Annotated in this window: 16 protein-coding genes; 6 read left to right on the top strand and 10 right to left on the bottom strand. The window is 37.8% G+C overall.

The features are described 5' to 3' along the window. Positions 1 to 53: 53 nt before the first annotated feature. Positions 54 to 563, bottom strand: a complete 510-nt coding sequence (locus KGF86_RS14785) for a GNAT family N-acetyltransferase (protein ID WP_186869602.1) — start codon at positions 561 to 563, stop codon at positions 54 to 56. 310 nt (positions 564 to 873) lie between these two features. Between KGF86_RS14785 and KGF86_RS14780 the strand changes: the two genes are divergently transcribed. Further along, positions 874 to 2,655, top strand: coding sequence for a methyl-accepting chemotaxis protein (locus tag KGF86_RS14780; RefSeq protein WP_211742327.1), 1,782 nt, complete (start codon positions 874 to 876; stop codon positions 2,653 to 2,655). 43 nt (positions 2,656 to 2,698) lie between these two features. Here the strand turns inward: KGF86_RS14780 and KGF86_RS14775 are convergent, their stop codons facing one another. Both KGF86_RS14775 and KGF86_RS14770 read right to left on the bottom strand, forming a co-directional pair. After that, on the bottom strand, positions 2,699 to 3,271 hold the full coding sequence (locus KGF86_RS14775; protein WP_186869708.1) for a DNA-3-methyladenine glycosylase I: 573 nt from the start codon (positions 3,269 to 3,271) through the stop codon (positions 2,699 to 2,701). Further along, on the bottom strand, positions 3,255 to 4,106 hold the full coding sequence (locus KGF86_RS14770) for a sulfurtransferase (RefSeq protein ID WP_211742326.1): 852 nt from the start codon (positions 4,104 to 4,106) through the stop codon (positions 3,255 to 3,257). Before KGF86_RS14770 ends, KGF86_RS14775 begins: the two co-directional genes overlap by 17 nt. Positions 4,107 to 4,260: 154 nt before the next feature. On the opposite strand from KGF86_RS14770, the gene pepT reads away from it, so the two are divergent. Next, a complete protein-coding gene (gene pepT / locus KGF86_RS14765; protein WP_186869599.1) occupies positions 4,261 to 5,490 on the top strand; it encodes a peptidase T in 1,230 nt (409 codons plus the stop codon). 543 nt (positions 5,491 to 6,033) lie between these two features. Here pepT and KGF86_RS14760 read toward each other — a convergent pair. Beyond that, complete coding sequence (locus KGF86_RS14760; protein WP_186869598.1) at positions 6,034 to 7,218, bottom strand: MFS transporter; 1,185 nt, start codon at positions 7,216 to 7,218, stop codon at positions 6,034 to 6,036. 63 nt (positions 7,219 to 7,281) lie between these two features. Continuing rightward, the gene (locus tag KGF86_RS14755; protein ID WP_211742325.1) at positions 7,282 to 8,298 is read right to left on the bottom strand and encodes a serine hydrolase domain-containing protein; all 1,017 of its coding nucleotides are present in this window, start codon (positions 8,296 to 8,298) and stop codon (positions 7,282 to 7,284) included. Between the two features lie 181 nt (positions 8,299 to 8,479). Here KGF86_RS14755 and KGF86_RS14750 point away from each other — a divergent pair, with 181 nt between their 5' ends. After that, on the top strand, positions 8,480 to 9,547 hold the full coding sequence (locus KGF86_RS14750) for a D-alanyl-D-alanine carboxypeptidase family protein (protein WP_211742324.1): 1,068 nt from the start codon (positions 8,480 to 8,482) through the stop codon (positions 9,545 to 9,547). Positions 9,548 to 9,593: 46 nt separating this feature from the next. Here the strand turns inward: KGF86_RS14750 and KGF86_RS14745 are convergent, their stop codons facing one another. The 3 genes from KGF86_RS14745 to KGF86_RS14735 all read right to left on the bottom strand — a co-directional run bounded on the left by KGF86_RS14745 (position 9,594) and on the right by KGF86_RS14735 (position 11,255). Next, positions 9,594 to 10,136: a histidine phosphatase family protein gene (locus KGF86_RS14745; RefSeq protein ID WP_186869595.1), complete on the bottom strand. Its 543-nt coding sequence runs from the start codon at positions 10,134 to 10,136 to the stop codon at positions 9,594 to 9,596. A 14-nt stretch (positions 10,137 to 10,150) separates the two neighbouring features. Then, the gene (locus KGF86_RS14740) at positions 10,151 to 10,612 is read right to left on the bottom strand and encodes an SRPBCC family protein (protein WP_211742323.1); all 462 of its coding nucleotides are present in this window, start codon (positions 10,610 to 10,612) and stop codon (positions 10,151 to 10,153) included. A gap of 190 nt (positions 10,613 to 10,802) precedes the next feature. Next, positions 10,803 to 11,255 (bottom strand): DUF2269 family protein, encoded by a 453-nt coding sequence (locus KGF86_RS14735; protein WP_211742322.1) that lies wholly within the window; start codon positions 11,253 to 11,255, stop codon positions 10,803 to 10,805. A gap of 194 nt (positions 11,256 to 11,449) precedes the next feature. Here KGF86_RS14735 and KGF86_RS14730 point away from each other — a divergent pair, with 194 nt between their 5' ends. After that, on the top strand, positions 11,450 to 12,013 hold the full coding sequence (locus KGF86_RS14730) for a nitroreductase family protein (RefSeq protein ID WP_211742372.1): 564 nt from the start codon (positions 11,450 to 11,452) through the stop codon (positions 12,011 to 12,013). 259 nt (positions 12,014 to 12,272) lie between these two features. Here KGF86_RS14730 and ddlA read toward each other — a convergent pair whose 3' ends face one another. Next, the gene (gene ddlA, locus KGF86_RS14725; RefSeq protein ID WP_186869591.1) at positions 12,273 to 13,373 is read right to left on the bottom strand and encodes a D-alanine--D-alanine ligase; all 1,101 of its coding nucleotides are present in this window, start codon (positions 13,371 to 13,373) and stop codon (positions 12,273 to 12,275) included. A 196-nt stretch (positions 13,374 to 13,569) separates the two neighbouring features. Here ddlA and KGF86_RS14720 point away from each other — a divergent pair, with 196 nt between their 5' ends. Then, positions 13,570 to 14,133 (top strand): hypothetical protein, encoded by a 564-nt coding sequence (locus KGF86_RS14720; RefSeq protein ID WP_186869590.1) that lies wholly within the window; start codon positions 13,570 to 13,572, stop codon positions 14,131 to 14,133. On the opposite strand, the gene KGF86_RS14715 is transcribed toward KGF86_RS14720, so the two are convergent. Continuing rightward, positions 14,109 to 15,203: a D-alanyl-D-alanine carboxypeptidase family protein gene (locus KGF86_RS14715; RefSeq protein WP_246521594.1), complete on the bottom strand. Its 1,095-nt coding sequence runs from the start codon at positions 15,201 to 15,203 to the stop codon at positions 14,109 to 14,111. The genes KGF86_RS14720 and KGF86_RS14715 overlap by 25 nt on opposite strands. A gap of 392 nt (positions 15,204 to 15,595) precedes the next feature. Here KGF86_RS14715 and KGF86_RS14710 point away from each other — a divergent pair, with 392 nt between their 5' ends. After that, positions 15,596 to 16,120, top strand: coding sequence for a CotY/CotZ family spore coat protein (locus tag KGF86_RS14710; protein WP_186869589.1), 525 nt, complete (start codon positions 15,596 to 15,598; stop codon positions 16,118 to 16,120). Positions 16,121 to 16,201 lie beyond the last annotated feature (81 nt).

Below are 16,201 nucleotides of genomic sequence, written 5' to 3'. Positions count from 1 at the left end.
TTCTCTAATGGTAAAAAAAATAAGACTACTATCCATTCTAAGTAGTCTCACATCTATTCTTCATTCCATACAATTTCTCCACATTCTTCTTCATGGTCAATTTTTACGTCAAAATTATGCTTTTCATAGAAATGCTGTAATCTGTCGACATGGTCAAAATCTCGCTTCACTAAATCACCAGTTATATACTGTACATTTTCTTTCTTCGCCATTTCTTTTAAGTGATCCATTAGCACTGATCCATATCCTTTGTTTTCCTCGCCTTTAATAGCAGCAATATGAATCGTACTGTCATCCTTTATTTCCGCTTGAAGTGCAGAGTTCCAACTTCCACGGTAAGGACGCTTACAGCTGTGTAGCATAAGTTGCCATGTATCCTGTTCGCGGTCAGCATAAACAACTACCCATTCATCCTGTGGTGTTTGGTCTATGCTAATTACTTCTGCCTTTTTAGCAATTTCTTTTATATTATGTTGCATGCGAAATAACTGTAATTCCAAATTATCTAGTTCTTCCTGCAGTTCTTCCTTATCTTTTTCTTCTTGTAAAAATGCAGATTTCATTATCCATCTCCACCTCCTGTTTTGTCATAACATGTAAAGAACACACAGTCTGCTATTTTACTAGAAAAGCTAATCGAATTCAACACGCAAAAAATTGTCGAATATTTTCTAATAATACTTTAGAATTAGAAAATACAACCGATATAATGATATAAGAAAAGGGCGCACAGTTTTTACATACATAAATCGAGTGGAGTAGTAGGAGAAGAAATCAGTCTTAACAAATTAGTCTTTGGATTCCATAGGCTAGATATCAATACGATATAATTTCTTCTTTATATTGGAACATATCTATAATTGGGGGATATATATGAAAAAAAATAAAAAGATAAAACTACCAAAAATAAAAAAAGAGAAAAAACAACATAAGCCAAAAACTAATAAGAAAACTCTTTTTAACTTCCAAAACGTTAACATTAGTCGTAAGTATTTATTAGTATTTTTAACTACAGTGGTTCTTTTCTTATTCTCAAGTGTATTAATATACCTACAACTCCAAAAGAGTTCTGCCGATGTGGAAGCAATCGACGAGTATAGTGCTCGTGTCAATGATATGGCAGACTTATCCGCATTGATTCAAGTGAAGGATGTTCAAATTGCGGATTATTTGCTTTCTGGTAGAAACCGATTTGCTGACGCCTTTAAAGAATATGAAGCTCAGTTTGAAGAGTTAAAAGCAAAAATTGAACCTTCCTTAGTTACAACTGAACAAAAAGAATTATTCCAACAAATCTCCGATAACGATAAGAAAATAAATGAAATGTTCTACGGGGATATTACAGACGCTATAAATAATAATCAAGAATACATGGCGATGTCGATTAGAACACGTTCATCCGAGCTTCGTTCCGAAACGGTAGAACTTGTCGAACAACTAATGGAAACTGTCATCGCTGACCAACAAGAAGTGGTAACAAGTTCTAAAGGTGGAATTAAAGCTAGTACCAACACCTTAATCATAGCAAACATAATAGCAATTATTCTTGGTGTTGTTCTGTTAGTACTAGTAAGTAAACGAATCGCTACCAACTTACAAAAAGTGGTTGACCTGACAACAGAAGTAGCAAATGGTAACCTACAAGCTAAATCAGTTGATTATAACGGAAAAGATGAAATTGGACAGCTTGCTACTGCCGTTAACCAAATGAAGGATAATATTCAAGGGATACTTTATAAAGTTGCATCAGCTGCCAATACTCTTTCGACTAGAAGTGAAGAATTATCCCAATCAGCGGATGAAGTGAAAGAAGGTAATGAACAAATTGCTTCCACGATGGAAGAGTTATCTTCTGGATCTGAGAATCAAGCAAATAGCGCATCAAACCTTGCTGAACAGATGAATGATTTCGTTCAAAAGGTACGAGTATCAGAACAGAACGGTCAGCAAATTTCCGGTACATCTCAAGATGTTCTTGTCTTAACGAACGAAGGACAAGAATTAATGAAGTCATCTGTTGTTCAAATGAAGCAAATTGATTCCATTGTATCTGAAGCAGTAGAAAAGGTTAGAGGTCTTGATCAGCAATCAACAGCCATTTCAAAACTAGTATCGGTAATTAAAGATATTGCTGATCAAACAAACCTTCTTTCCCTTAACGCAGCAATTGAGGCTGCAAGAGCTGGAGAACATGGTAAAGGTTTTGCCGTTGTTGCAGAAGAAGTTAGAAAGCTGTCAGAGCAGGTTGCTAGTTCCGTAGGGGAAATTACTACTATCGTAAGCAAAATCCAAAGTGAAACAGCACATGTTGTTACCTCATTAAACAGTGGCTATACCGAGGTAAAAGAAGGTACTGCTCAAATTGAAGAAACAGGAAATAACTTTACAACGATTCATAACTCGGTGACAGATATGGTTAACAAAATCACGGATATCTCGGCAAACCTACGAGAAATTGCTAATAATAGTAGTGATATGAATAATTTAATTGAGGAAATCGCGGCAGTATCGGAGGAATCTGCAGCCGGTGTGGAACAAGCAGCAGCATCTGCACAACAAACATCAACTTCCATGGAGGAAGTTTCCCATAGCGCAGAAGAATTAGAAAAAATTGCTGAACAATTAAATAATGAACTAAAAGTGTTTAAACTATAAAAGGAAAAGCTACTTTCCAATAAAGAGAAAGTAGCTTTTCCTTTTATCCTTCATACAAATAACAATCCACTGTATGATCATGAACCATGCCTGTTGCTTGCATATAGGCATAACAAATTGTAGGTCCAACAAACTTAAATCCTCTACGCTTTAAATCCTTACTCATCGCTTGAGACTCCCTCGTCTCCGCAGGTACTTGGTTCGAGCTCTCCCATCTGTTTTTCAATGGTTCTCCTCCAACGAAGCTCCAAATATAAGAATCAAAGCTACCGAATTCCTTCTGTATAGCAAGAAAAGCCTTAGCATTTGAAATGACGGAACGGATCTTCCCTTCATGTCGAATAATCCCTTCATTTTCTCGTAATGACTGGATTTTTGCTTCATCATAAGCAGCAATAACCGTTGGATTAAATTGATCAAATGCCTGTCGGTAATTCTCCCGTCTGCGTAGAATCGTAATCCAACTTAGACCAGCCTGTGCCCCTTCTAACGTAAGCATTTCAAATAGCTTTTGATCATCATGTACAGGTCTTCCCCATTCATAATCGTGATAATCGCGATATAATTCATCGTTCTCGGGTGCCCATGCACATCGCCTTTTACTCATCTGTTTCATCCTTTGTTTCAATATTATGTTCCTCATAAGAAATCCAATCACTATAACTACCAGGATAAAGCTTTACATGTTTAAAACCCGCCATTTTAAGCGCCATAATATTTGGAGTCGCTGACACCCCTGAGCCACAGGAAACGATAATTTCTTTATTCTTATCTAACTTAGCGAATTGCTTTTCTAACGATTGCCTATTCTTCCAGTTACCATTTTCATCTAAAACATCCATCCAAAAATAATTCTTCGCACCTGGAATATGTCCGGCCTTTTGATATAATGGCTCTGTTTTTCCTAGATAGCGGTCCTCACTTCTAGAATCGATAAGGGCAGCCTGTTTATTATCTTTTATCCCTCTTACAAAGGCTATATCTACTACCTGATCTGGTCGAACATTAGGAATAAATATTTTCTGTTTCTTTACAGGGATATCAGCAGTGACAGGTTGTCCAGCTTGAACCCAAGCTTCAAATCCTCCATCCAATACATAAACATCTTGATGACCAAGGTAATGTAAGAGCCACCAAAATCGCGGTGCAAACATATCATTTCCTTTATCATACACTACGACAGTCGTATCTTGATCAATACCATTCTTTCCTAATTTATCTGCTAGTGTGGTTATATCAGGAAGTGGATGGTTCCCACCATGTTCACCGGCCTCACTAGAAAGGTCCCGTTCTAAATCAAAATATACGGCCCCTGGTACATGTGACTCCTCATAAGCCTTTCTTCCTACTGTTGGATCCCCTAATTGAAAACGTGCATCGACCAAAACTATATCCTCAAGATTAGCTGTTAATTTATGTATTAGTTCTTCCACTTTCATAATATAGGTCATGAATTGTCCTCCTTATTATTCTCCATACTATATCATTCGCCACAATCTTATTATTTTCCTTTCTAGTACAACTTTTTAAATTTCCTAATTATTTCGAGTTACGGTATAATTATTTCATATTTAATCTACTATTCACAATAAGGAGAGACTGAGAATGAAGGAAGATATCATTAAACGATTTACTACATATGTAAAGATTGATACACAATCCAATGAAGATAGTGAAACAACACCATCCACACCAGGACAATTAGAATTAGCCAACTTACTTGTTAACGAGCTAAACGAAATCGGAATGCAGGAAGTGACCATTGATGAGAATGGTTATGTATTCGCAACACTTCCTTCGAACACGGATAAGGAAGTACCAACTATAGGCTTCCTTGCCCATTTGGATACAGCAACTGATTTTACTGGTAAACATGTTAATCCACAACTCATTGAAAACTTTGACGGCAATGACATTGTACTGAACAGCGAACGAAATGTTGTGTTATCCGAAAAAGAATTCCCTGAACTACCTAGCTATAAAGGACATACACTAATCACAACAGATGGTACAACCTTACTAGGTGCTGATAACAAAGCAGGTATCGCTGAAATTATGACAGCAATGGACTATCTGATCAAGCATCCAGAAATTAAACATGGCAAAATCCGTGTTGCCTTCACACCGGACGAAGAAATTGGTCGTGGCCCTCATAAATTTGATGTCCAAGCCTTTAACGCTGACTTTGCCTATACAATCGATGGTGGACCACTTGGCGAGCTTCAATATGAAAGCTTTAACGCTGCTGCCGCAAAAGTGACCTTCAAGGGAAACAGTGTACATCCTGGGACAGCAAAGAATAAAATGATCAACGCTGGTAAAATGGCAGCGGAATTTGTAAGTAAGTTTCCGGAACAAGAATCACCAGAGCAGACGGAAGGGTACGAAGGCTTCTATCATTTAATCTCCATTACTGGTGACGTTGAAAAAACACGTGTTTATTACATCATTCGTGACTTTGACCGCGACAGCTTTGAAAATAAAAAAGCAACCATGACGAAATTCGTAGAAGAAATGAAAGCAAAATACGGGGAAGATAATGTTGTACTTGATATGAAGGATCAATATTACAACATGCGTGAAAAGATTGAGCCTGTTATGGAAATTGTCGACGTAGCAAAACAAGCTATGAGAAATTTGGATATTGAGCCTGTCATCGAACCAGTACGTGGTGGAACAGATGGTTCCCAACTGTCCTACATGGGATTACCAACACCAAACATTTTCACTGGTGGCGAGAACTTCCATGGAAAATTCGAATATATTTCTGTAGATAACATGGAAAAAGCTACGAATGTAATTGTAGAAATTTGTAGACTATTTGAATCCAAATAACTTGTATTTATACCAAAAGCAGCTATCAAGAAGTAGATTTTCTCTTGATAGCTGCTTCTTTTGCATTACTCGAAGCTCTAGGAATCCTAGCCTAGGAGATGAGGCTGGGACAAAACGATAACAAAGGTAATAAAAAACGAACAATCACCACATTAGCCCCGGAAATATACGGAGACTCCTGTGGGAGGAAAGGCATCGGTGAGACCCCAGGGGAGCATTAGCTCTGAGGAGGCTCACCAGCAACCCGACGGTAAAGAAGACACTGCGAGGTCTTTTCGAGCAGCTGTCGCACTTATACTGTGATAAAGTGTAAAGAAGACACTGCGAGGTCTTTTCGAGCAGATGTCGCACTTATGCTGTGATAAAGTGTAAAGAAGACACTGCGAGGTTCTCTCGAGCAGATGTCGCATTGTACTGGAAGCAACGCAAGTATATTTCCGGGGCTGGTCTGATGCGCTAACTTTCATGTTTGGTTTATCCTATGTTAGAAAATAGTTTTGTCCCAGCCTCTATCACTCTATCCAAAATCGTTACTCCTTACCGCTATACCCGTATAAAAATCGAAAAAATGAATGCCAGAACTAATAACAAAGACAGAGCTAACAATGTAAAGAAGTAAGTAGTAAACGTCATGAATGAAATAGCAACAATTGGACCTAGCATCGCACCAATAAAAAGGATAAAGGCATAGAAGGCATTAGCAAGCGCTCTTCTATCTCCACCTAACTCTCCAATTAATACCATGATAGCAGGAAATATTAACGAGATTCCAAACACATAGATAATGCTCATCACAATAACAAAGGTTATATTACTTCCAATTCCAAGTAGTAATAAGCCCATGGTAGCTAATGACAAGCCTAACCTAAGCGTTGTCAACACGCCTATTTCCCCAACAATCCTACCGACAAAAGGTGACACGAGCATCCCGACAATGCCAATAGCTCGAACACCTAATATTTCCCTATCATTCAAGTAATAAGGCTCTCCCTTTAAGAAGCTCCCTAACAAGGTGTACATTCCCATAAATGTTAATAAGAGCATTATCGTGATGAGGTAAATGAACACAAAGTTACGTTGCTTGAAAATAAGCTTGCTATGGTAAAGGTAAAAGCTAATACCCTCTTTATGCCCTGGCTTTTTTGGACTCGGAAGTAATAGCAACACTGTTAGGAACGTAATAAAATATAAACCGCCAAAGAATAAGAAGACCATCCTCCAGCTTCCCCATTGAGAAAATGCATCCCCAAGCACTTGCCCAAAAATGCCAGAAGTTACATAGCCAAAACTGATAAAGCCAATCGTCGTAACAATTTTCTTAGATGGAATAACATCAAACGCATAAGCAAGTGCTGATGGGGCAAACGTTGACGCAACAAACCCTTGAATCCCTCTAAGTACAACAAGACTCCAGAAGCTGCTCGCCATCGCTATCAGTGGGGTTACAATCGTTAATGAAATCATGCCAAATACAATGACTTGCTTTCTACCGATTCGATCCGCTAATGGTCCAAATAATAGAAAACCAACCGCATAAAAAAAAGAAAACGAGCTGCTAGTCCATGCAGACATCGTTTTCGAGACGTCAAACGTAGTTTCAAAGATAGAAAAGAGAGGTGTCGTCACATAAGCACTGGAAACAACAATTAATGCACACCAAAATAACACAAAATTTATCCATCTGTGACGGACACGTGCTGCTTGTTCCACAAATACAGTTTCAGCCATCTTCCCCACCCCTTCATACGATCTTCTAAAAAGATATGAAGAGATATGGGAATGTGTGCTTGCCTAGTCTAACAGTTCTTCAATCGCAACCATAATCGAATAAGCACCTTCACTCTTGTTCGAAGCAATTACAACCTCTACCCCATTCGCATAGACTGCAGCATGAAAGCTTACACCAGGATCATATCCCATTACATGGTGCTTCGTAATCTCATCCGCCTGCTTATCCATCCAAATTCCATAACCATAGAACTCGTCATCTTCTCCCTCAGCTTGAACGGATAACAGTCTTTCCGTTGTGCTCTCGGTTAATAGCTTCTTACTAAACAAGGCATCAAATAAGCGTACCATATCATGGACGGTAATAAATGCTCCTCCATCAGCTCCACCTTTTATAGGGATAGAATACATATTGCTCTTCCAAGTTCCAGATGCTACATCATCTATATAGCCTATTGCTGTATTTGCTGGAAGCTGGTCAAGTGAGAAATAACCAGAATCCCTCATGCCCGCTCTTGCAAACACTTTTTGTTCCACGAAATCAGTAAAGCTCATCCCGGCTAGTTGCTCAATAACCAATCCTAGCACAATGAATCCTGCATTATTATAATGGAACTGACTCCCTGGCTGGAACATCATGTCACGATGTTGAAACATAGGAAGGAAATCCTTTAACTCACGCATCGAATACATCGGCCTTGTTTTCCACAGCTCTTCAAAATCATCCATAACCGACTCATCGAAGTAATCCGGAATACCCGAAGTATGGGATAGAAGATGATGAATTGTTATCTCATCTGAAAAATTAGAAAATTGAATATCCAAGCAATCTTTCAATCTAGTATCAAAGGTAATTTTTCCTTCGTCTACTAGAATCCCAAAGCTAATCGCTGTAAATAGCTTACACCCGGACGCGATACCGAATCTAGTATGCACCGTGTTTTTTAATTGATCCGAACGATTAGCAAAACCATATGCGGATTCATGAATAACTTCCCCGTTTTTCCGAACTAAAATTGTCCCTGAAAATCCTACCTCCGTGACTGCTTCCTTAACTTTACTATCTAATTGTTGCTTCATTCTGCCTCTTCCTTTCCATTAGAAAAAGCACAATTAAATTCCCTGCAATTATAGTATAATCTATATATACCAAAAATATCCAGTAGAACTAACGAACTATTTTTCTCATTTTATACTGTTTTCATTTTTCATCGTAGTATAATAAGTAGGGTATTCAAGTTTCAAAAGGGAGAGAACACCAATGAAAAACTACAAATCTATCTATTTATTAACCCTTATAAGCCTTTTGATATTACTTTCAGCTTGTAGTGACAGTACGCCTACAACAGGGGATACGTCTGAAAAAACAAGCGAAGAAAAGGTACAAGATAATCCTAACCCAACAAAAGAGGATGAACAGAATGCAGAAAATCCTGAGGCTAAAGAAGGATTCGTTCTCCCAACAGAGGATCTCCAAAAAGGTGATCAAAATGATAATGTTATAGGACTACAAGAAGCTCTAATCAAAATTGGGTATGAGATTCCCACTACTGGTACGTATGACAAAGAAACCGTATGGGCAATTACCGATTTACAAATACAGTCAGAAGACCTGATGATAACAGGAAAATATGATGAAGCGACAAGGCTTGTTATAGAGGATTATCAAGATCAAGAGAGTACAGTAACTTCCGGTGAAGGTTTAGCTTACTCGGAGGATAAGCCTTTAGATGAGGAAACTGTTGAACTAAGTAATCCATTTGAAGTACTTGCCTTAATTAATAAGCAACACGCATTGCCTGCAGATTATGTGCCAGCGGACCTAGTTTTCCCAGATGTACCATTTCCATTTGTAGAAGATTTACCGAAAAAGCAAATACGTCAAGTTGCTGCTGATGCACTTGAGGAATTGTTTGCCGCGGCAGAGCAAGAGGGTCTTGATTTATATGCACAATCCGGATTTCGCTCCTTTGAAACCCAGGAATATCTGTTTGCATCCTATGTGAGCAATCATGGCGAGGAAGAGGCTAATAAATTCAGTGCGCGACCTGGTGAAAGTGAACATCAATCTGGTCTTGCAATGGATGTTACAAGCCCACAAGTCAATTTTGACTTAGTTATAGAATTCGGAGATACAAAGGAAGGAAAATGGTTAAAGGATCATGCAGCGGAATATGGCTTCATCATTCGCTATCCTAAAGGAAAAGAAGACATTACAGGATATCAATATGAACCTTGGCACATACGGTATGTTGGTGTTAAAACAGCTAGCGAAATCATGGAACGTGATATAACGTTAGAAGAATACCTTGAAGAATTACAAAGTTAAAAAGAAACAGGATATCTCAAGGGACCTTATGAGATATCCTGTTTTTTTATTTCCACAGTCTAGTAATCTCTAGTTCTCCATTAGAATAGGCTATGACAAACACATCTGGATTGGTAAGATTCTCCCAATCCTTAAAACGAAAGCTAGGCTGAAAATATTTCAAAATCAATGAGGTTAGTCCCCCATGTGTAGCTAATAGAATATGCTCCTCCTCATTTTCCAGTAATTCTTTAATGACTTCAATCCCACGCCTCATAGCTTGAGCACTAGATTCTCCCCCCTCAAATACAAGGTCCAAGTCATCAAAGGTCTGTTCTAGTCTTTCTCGCCAATCATGAAAGAACGTTGTGCTTAATACACGTTCAGATAGTCGATCATCAATCTCAATTGGAATATCCTTTTCTTTAGCAAGTGGCGTGACGGAATCAATGGCACGATGATATGGACTGGAGATAATCCGCTCAACTAGAACATCCGCAAAGAATTCTACTAACTCTAGAGACTGGTTTATACCCGCTTCAGTTAATGAAGCTGTCAATTCCTGACCATTCGCTTGGCAATGTCTTACAAGATAAATCTTCTTCCCCATCGTTATCCCCCTCCTTATCGCTTTCGGACCTCTTCTTCTGCAACTTGTTTTACTCGCTCTACAAATTGCACCACTACTTTATCGCTATTTACTAATTTAAGAAGTAATTTTGTGAACCATTTTAATGGATTATTCGTTGTCGTATATCGGAAGTATGTTTTATGATCTTCCAGCTTTTTCGCTTCATATGATGTCGTAATTTCAAACATATTCGCAAGGGTAAAGGTTACTTTTAACTTCTTAAAATCCGCTTCATTCTCATATTCAATGGTTTCGACATCATATCCTTGCATCCTCTTTCCCTCACGATACTTCTGACGATACACTGCTCCAACAGCATTTTCTGTTCCTTTAACCAATGTGTTTTCGACTACATTTGGCATTATTTTTTGCATATCCTCAAGTGTCCCATCTAGAAGTTTCCATACTTGATCAATTGGTGCATGAATTTCAATATCTCTTGTCCATGTTTTCATCATTTTCCCTCTTTGTTTGCATTTTTCTCTATTTTATCATAGGAATAAAGCAAACAGGATAGGCTCGCCATTTAAAAATACGGGAGTTACATATTCTTCAGGACTTCAGCACCTAACTTCAGGATTTACCCGCTGTCTTTCAGGATTGATCCAATCATAGAAAAAAGCGCCTCCACAAGAGAGCGCTTCACTAAAAAGGCTTTATAATCATTAAGGCAATAATAACGAGAAAAATGACATTTTCAATTCTCTCTACGAAGAATAGCTTCTTTGCCATTACATCGTATTCTGCTGGTATCTTCTCCCCTTCTGCATGCTTTAAAAGCTCCTTGATTGGTTTTGATCTTGGTGAAAGTAATAACGGCCCAAAAGCTAGTGCAATAAAGAAAAGGACAAGACTAGTAATATACCATCCCTGTTGGAATAGATACGTATTGATAGTCCCCATTAAAATACCTGTAATTAGCAGCAATGTACCACCAACCATAGTGTAACGATGCATTCTGTTTCGTATTACATAAGCATGTCTTAATTCTGTTAAATTGGTTGCCTTCGATACAATCATCATCATCATGAATCCTGGCCCCATGCCTAAAATTGCTGAAAATATATGTACAAAGACTAAAACATCATAAAATGACATGATATGACCCCCAATATATATCTACCTATATCATACACTTTTTCAGCAAAAAGAGATGTGATATAAATCACTGACAAAATCCTATATGTTGATCAAGATAGGTTTGCTTTTCCTATTCAAATCATTTACTATTTAAATCAATGAAAACGATTATCAGTCGGAAGTATAATAACAACACAAAAGAGGTGTTAACGATGCAAATGATAAAGCAACAATCGGAGCTAGCAAAATTAATTCGGGAACGTCGCTCTATAAAAAAAGGATATAACAATAAAATGGTAAAGAAAGAAATCGTTACTCAATTATTAGAGGATGCTATTTGGGCACCAACACACGGGATGAGGCAGCCTTGGAGATTTATCTTTGTTGGAGAAAATCAAAAGCGTGAATTCGCCAAGAAAATAGCAAGTACTTATCCAGAAGAAAAACAAGAAAACCGAGAGAGCTATTTAAATGAGCCGAACGCTATTCTTGTTGTTATTATGGAAAAAGGAGACAACCAAAAGAAGCAAGATGAGAACTTTGGTGCCACTGCTTGTTTGATTCAAAACTTCCAACTTCTCGCATGGGAACAAGGACTTGGTGTTGTTTGGAAAACCAATCCTCATATTTACGACCCAAATGTAGAGGAAATTCTTCAGGTTCAGGAAAACGAACGGATCGTTGGATTCCTGCATATGGGATACTTTGATGAGCAACCGGAGAAAAAAGAACGGATCCCATTAAGGGAAAAATTCACCACATTTCATGTCGAATAACAGATTAGTTTTCGTTTTTATGAAAAAAATGTCTACCTAGATTGTTCCAAGTAGACAATTTTTTTAATGTATGAAAATTTTCTACTAGAAATGCATCAAATAGACAACTTTCTCCATGTGTGGTGATTTTTGTCTGATAGGTGAAACGATTAGACAATATGATACAGCTTGATCATAATTTGTCTAATCGAATCAATCTTTGGCTTTGTCTTGTCCATCAGTCAGAAAAGTCTCGCCCACTGGACGAGACTTTTCTTCATTATTCCCAGACGGTATTCTTTAGCTTAGCATCATTCTCACTGCGTTCCAATGCTAAATCAATTAAGCGACTGATTAATTCCGAGTATGGAATACCACTAATCTCCCATAGCTTCGGATACATGCTAATCTTTGTGAAGCCCGGTAGCGTATTTATTTCGTTAATGTACAATTCCCCATTTTCCGTTAAGAAAAAGTCAACTCGAGCTAATCCTTCACATTCTAATGCTTTAAACGCTTCTACTGCAGTCGTTTGCACCATTCTAACTTGCTCTTCAGTAAGCTCGGCTGGAATTGCTAATTCTGCGCCTTTTTCATCAATATATTTAGACTCATAAGAATAGAATTCAGTATTCGGTAATATTTCACCAGGAATAGACGCGATTGGATCATCATTTCCAAGTACAGCACATTCAATTTCACGACCAACAATATTTTCCTCAATGACCACCTTATGATCATATTGGAATGCAGCGTGTAAGGCCGCATAGAATTCTTCTTCATTCTTCACTTTGCTAACGCCTACAGAGGAGCCTTGGTTAGCCGGTTTAATAAACATTGGAGTCCCTAACAATTCTTTAGCGTCTTCAAAGTTTACCTTATCTTTATTTGGACGCTTCACCGTAATTCCTTTGGCTACCTTTATTCCGGCAGCATTTAGTAGTCTTTTTGCAATATCTTTATCCATACATACAGAAGAACCTAGAACACTAGGCCCGACGAAAGGAAGATTTGCCATACGAAGCATTCCTTGTAAACTGCCATCCTCCCCAAGCGTACCATGTACAATTGGGAAGATGACATCCAATTGCTCTAAGCTTACGGCATTTTCAACATGGATTAATTGATTTGTTGCAGAACCTGGTACAATCGCAACATTATCATCCGATTTATTCAACGCAATTAATTTAGGATTCTCTGAATTTAATAAATAGGAAGATTGATCATTTAAATGCCATTTCCCCTCTTTATCAATTCCAATTAATGTAACATCATATTTTTCTTTATCGATTGCATCGACAATATTTTTAGCAGACTGAAGGGAAACTTCATGCTCTGCAGATTTACCACCAAAGATAATACCTACTTTTGTCTTCTTCAATTTAGACGTCCTTTCTAATAGAAGGTAAATAAAATTCCATACAATTAAAATAGCATAGTTTAGCTTGTTTGTAATAGTACTAACGTAAAAAAATATAGAGGCACCTGACCCGCCCCTTAGGTAGCAATCATAATTCTTCCCTCAGTCGAATACATTCTAAAGGGACAATCAATCATCTTTTATAGGAGCTGGAAACATGTCATTTATATTAACTACGATATTGGTAATTTGTACATGTCAAATACTCAGTATCATTATCCTCAATGCCCTACATCGAAAGCACTTATCTAATATGCATGGAATGCTTGCATCGATGGCACTTGGAATGTTATCAGGCATCCTTTTTGGTACGGTCATTGGAATACTTCTAAATGGCGACTTATTTATGTCTACCTTTCTTGCGATTCTAATTGGACTTTCTATTGGCTTTATAGCTGGATTACCGTTCAACCTATTCGCCGTCATTGATGGTAGTATATCCGGCATAATGGGGGGTATGATGGGTGCGATGCTAGGCGAAATGATTCCAATGTTCAACCCAGATGCAACCATCAAATTATTGGCATTCTTTACGATTATGCTCTTACTTATTATGACCTACCTAACCGAAGAATCTATTAAGGGCAACCGGATGATATCAGTTCGTACCCATCCTTTTTTCTATACGATTACGATCGTCTTACTATTTTTTCTCATTAAAGATATCCCGATCATAGACATAGAGCAATATAATAATCACTCCTTCTTTGACTTCCGATAATAGAAGATGAACCAAATCGATAGTAAGACAATGCCAATAATAAGGACATCATATAGTGAGCTTGGTATCGAATTCTGTTTAAGCTCGGCTACCTTCAAATGATGGGACAAATTTATTTCCGTATCAGTAAATGATGGCCACTCCCTATCGATAAAGAATCGTTTTTTGTTATTAGCTAGTTTCCTAAACGCTTCATCCCCATCTAAATGAATAGGTGATACTTCCTTACCATCGCTTTTGAAATGATCAAATCCATAATCCAATAATGCAACCGTATCCTGATAGGCACTTTCCTGGGTTGATGCATCAAGCGTAATCACAATTAGGTCAAGATTTTTTCTACTTGCTGTAGTAGCTAACGTAAAGCCTGCTTCTGGAACATAACCCGTTTTACCACCATTTACACCAGGATATGGTGCTTCCCTAAGAAGCTTGTGATGTGTATATAATGTTGTCTGCCACTTCTTCCCTTTCCATTCTAGCTCTGTTAAGCCAAATATCTCTCGGAAATCTTCATTATTTATTGCATATTGGGTTATCATGGCAAGATCTTCCGCACTAGTAACATGCTCCGCATCAAATAACCCATGTGGATTGCTAAAATGGGTGTCCTTAACACCAATTACTTGTTTCACATATTGATTAAGATCATCGGAGAAATGTTCCACATCTCCACTGAGATGCTCGGCAATTGCTACCCCTGCATCATTAGCTGAGTTAACTAATAATCCCTTTATTAATTGCCTTAAGCTAAGCTGTTCCCCTTCTTCTAGAAACACGGATGACCCTTCTGTACGATAAGCATGTTCACTCACCGTTACTACATCATCTAAATCACCATGCTCAATAGCATAAATGGCCGTAGCAATTTTCGTTAAACTTGCTGGATATAGTTTTTTTGAAGCATTTTTCTCATATATCACGGTACTTGTAGTGGCATCTACTAAAATAGCTGCTCCACTACTAATACGTGGTGGTTGACGTTCTTCTGCTGCAGCAAGTGTAGATCCCAAAAGTAAACTATGTAGACAAAATAGTATAAACATACTCAAACAGACTCGTATTCTCATAATCTTCCCTCACTTATTGCTTGTTCACTTTCTCTATTTTAAAAGAAATTATTAACATAGATGGGAAAATCAATGAATTGTAAAGTTAATTTAAAAGTTGTTATGTCTATGTAATCTATTACCAAAAATAAAGAACCAGCTAGGTAAACTGGTTCCTTTTTTCATGGGTAGGGCTAAAATCTATTAGCTACCATGTGTAGAGTTAATTTATACATACTCCGCTAATCCTTTGTCGGTGTTGGCTTTTGACATAATGAAGCAACACATATTCTTCCTTTTGTCAGGATATCTGAATCATTTTTAATAGAAATAGACTAGTAAACAACCATGATATCTGAATTAACATAGATTATAGTGTATAAAAAATTCATATGAAAAGGAGAGATCATAGCATGAGTTGTTGTTCACATGGAAAACACTCAAGTGAATGTGTCTGTGACGTGGTTCGTAAAATTGTTCTAGCTCAAAACGAAGTAGCCGCAGCTCAAGATGATTGCTGTACTACAGGGTGCGAGAATGCAATCGAACAATTACTTTCGCCAACTACGGTTCCTGCTAATGGGCCAACGACAATTCCGTTTTTGTTATATTGTAAAGGGGATTGTGATTTGTTCTTTGCAACAGGGATTGCTCAAAACAACTCTGGATTTGACTGTGTGGAAACTCCAGTGTTTAAGGCAAAGAAATTTAAAAAAGGTTGCTGTGTTGAATTAGAATTATTAGAATTCGATACACAAGGTAGCGGGAATTTATTAGGTCATTCCAAAAAAGATTTGTGCCACTTCATCCCAAATAACGCTACTGGTGAATTCGTTGAGACTGGTATTTGTATAACCGTGGACTTGAATAACTTTACTGGAATTCAATGTCTAAACCCAGTTACACCAATTGTAGCTCCTGCTTCGAAAAGCTGTTAGAAAATATGCCTCGAGACTAGGCTTAGTAGACTCGAGGCAATCTTTTACTAAAGGATATGGTTAGAGTTCCTTCTAACCATA

Source organism: Ornithinibacillus massiliensis (assembly GCF_018310345.1).
GTDB classification, from domain to species: Bacteria; Bacillota; Bacilli; order Bacillales; family Amphibacillaceae; genus Ornithinibacillus; species Ornithinibacillus massiliensis.
This window is presented reverse-complemented; position numbering and strand designations above follow the sequence as displayed.

What these genes read in the sequence shown, in the direction of transcription:
- pepT (WP_186869599.1), top strand. Translation starts at nt 4,261, where the DNA reads ATGAAGGAAGATATCATTAAACGATTTACTACATATGTAAAGATTGAT.
- KGF86_RS14760 (WP_186869598.1), bottom strand. Translation starts at nt 7,218, where the DNA reads ATGGCTGAAACTGTATTTGTGGAACAAGCAGCACGTGTCCGTCACAGA.
- KGF86_RS14710 (WP_186869589.1), top strand. Translation starts at nt 15,596, where the DNA reads ATGAGTTGTTGTTCACATGGAAAACACTCAAGTGAATGTGTCTGTGAC.
- KGF86_RS14730 (WP_211742372.1), top strand. Translation starts at nt 11,450, where the DNA reads ATGCAAATGATAAAGCAACAATCGGAGCTAGCAAAATTAATTCGGGAA.
- KGF86_RS14780 (WP_211742327.1), top strand. Translation starts at nt 874, where the DNA reads ATGAAAAAAAATAAAAAGATAAAACTACCAAAAATAAAAAAAGAGAAA.
- KGF86_RS14745 (WP_186869595.1), bottom strand. Translation starts at nt 10,136, where the DNA reads ATGGGGAAGAAGATTTATCTTGTAAGACATTGCCAAGCGAATGGTCAG.
- KGF86_RS14770 (WP_211742326.1), bottom strand. Translation starts at nt 4,106, where the DNA reads ATGACCTATATTATGAAAGTGGAAGAACTAATACATAAATTAACAGCT.
- KGF86_RS14720 (WP_186869590.1), top strand. Translation starts at nt 13,570, where the DNA reads ATGTCATTTATATTAACTACGATATTGGTAATTTGTACATGTCAAATA.
- KGF86_RS14740 (WP_211742323.1), bottom strand. Translation starts at nt 10,612, where the DNA reads ATGAAAACATGGACAAGAGATATTGAAATTCATGCACCAATTGATCAA.
- KGF86_RS14785 (WP_186869602.1), bottom strand. Translation starts at nt 563, where the DNA reads ATGAAATCTGCATTTTTACAAGAAGAAAAAGATAAGGAAGAACTGCAG.
- KGF86_RS14750 (WP_211742324.1), top strand. Translation starts at nt 8,480, where the DNA reads ATGAAAAACTACAAATCTATCTATTTATTAACCCTTATAAGCCTTTTG.
- KGF86_RS14735 (WP_211742322.1), bottom strand. Translation starts at nt 11,255, where the DNA reads ATGTCATTTTATGATGTTTTAGTCTTTGTACATATATTTTCAGCAATT.
- KGF86_RS14755 (WP_211742325.1), bottom strand. Translation starts at nt 8,298, where the DNA reads ATGAAGCAACAATTAGATAGTAAAGTTAAGGAAGCAGTCACGGAGGTA.
- KGF86_RS14775 (WP_186869708.1), bottom strand. Translation starts at nt 3,271, where the DNA reads ATGAAACAGATGAGTAAAAGGCGATGTGCATGGGCACCCGAGAACGAT.
- KGF86_RS14715 (WP_246521594.1), bottom strand. Translation starts at nt 15,203, where the DNA reads ATGAGAATACGAGTCTGTTTGAGTATGTTTATACTATTTTGTCTACAT.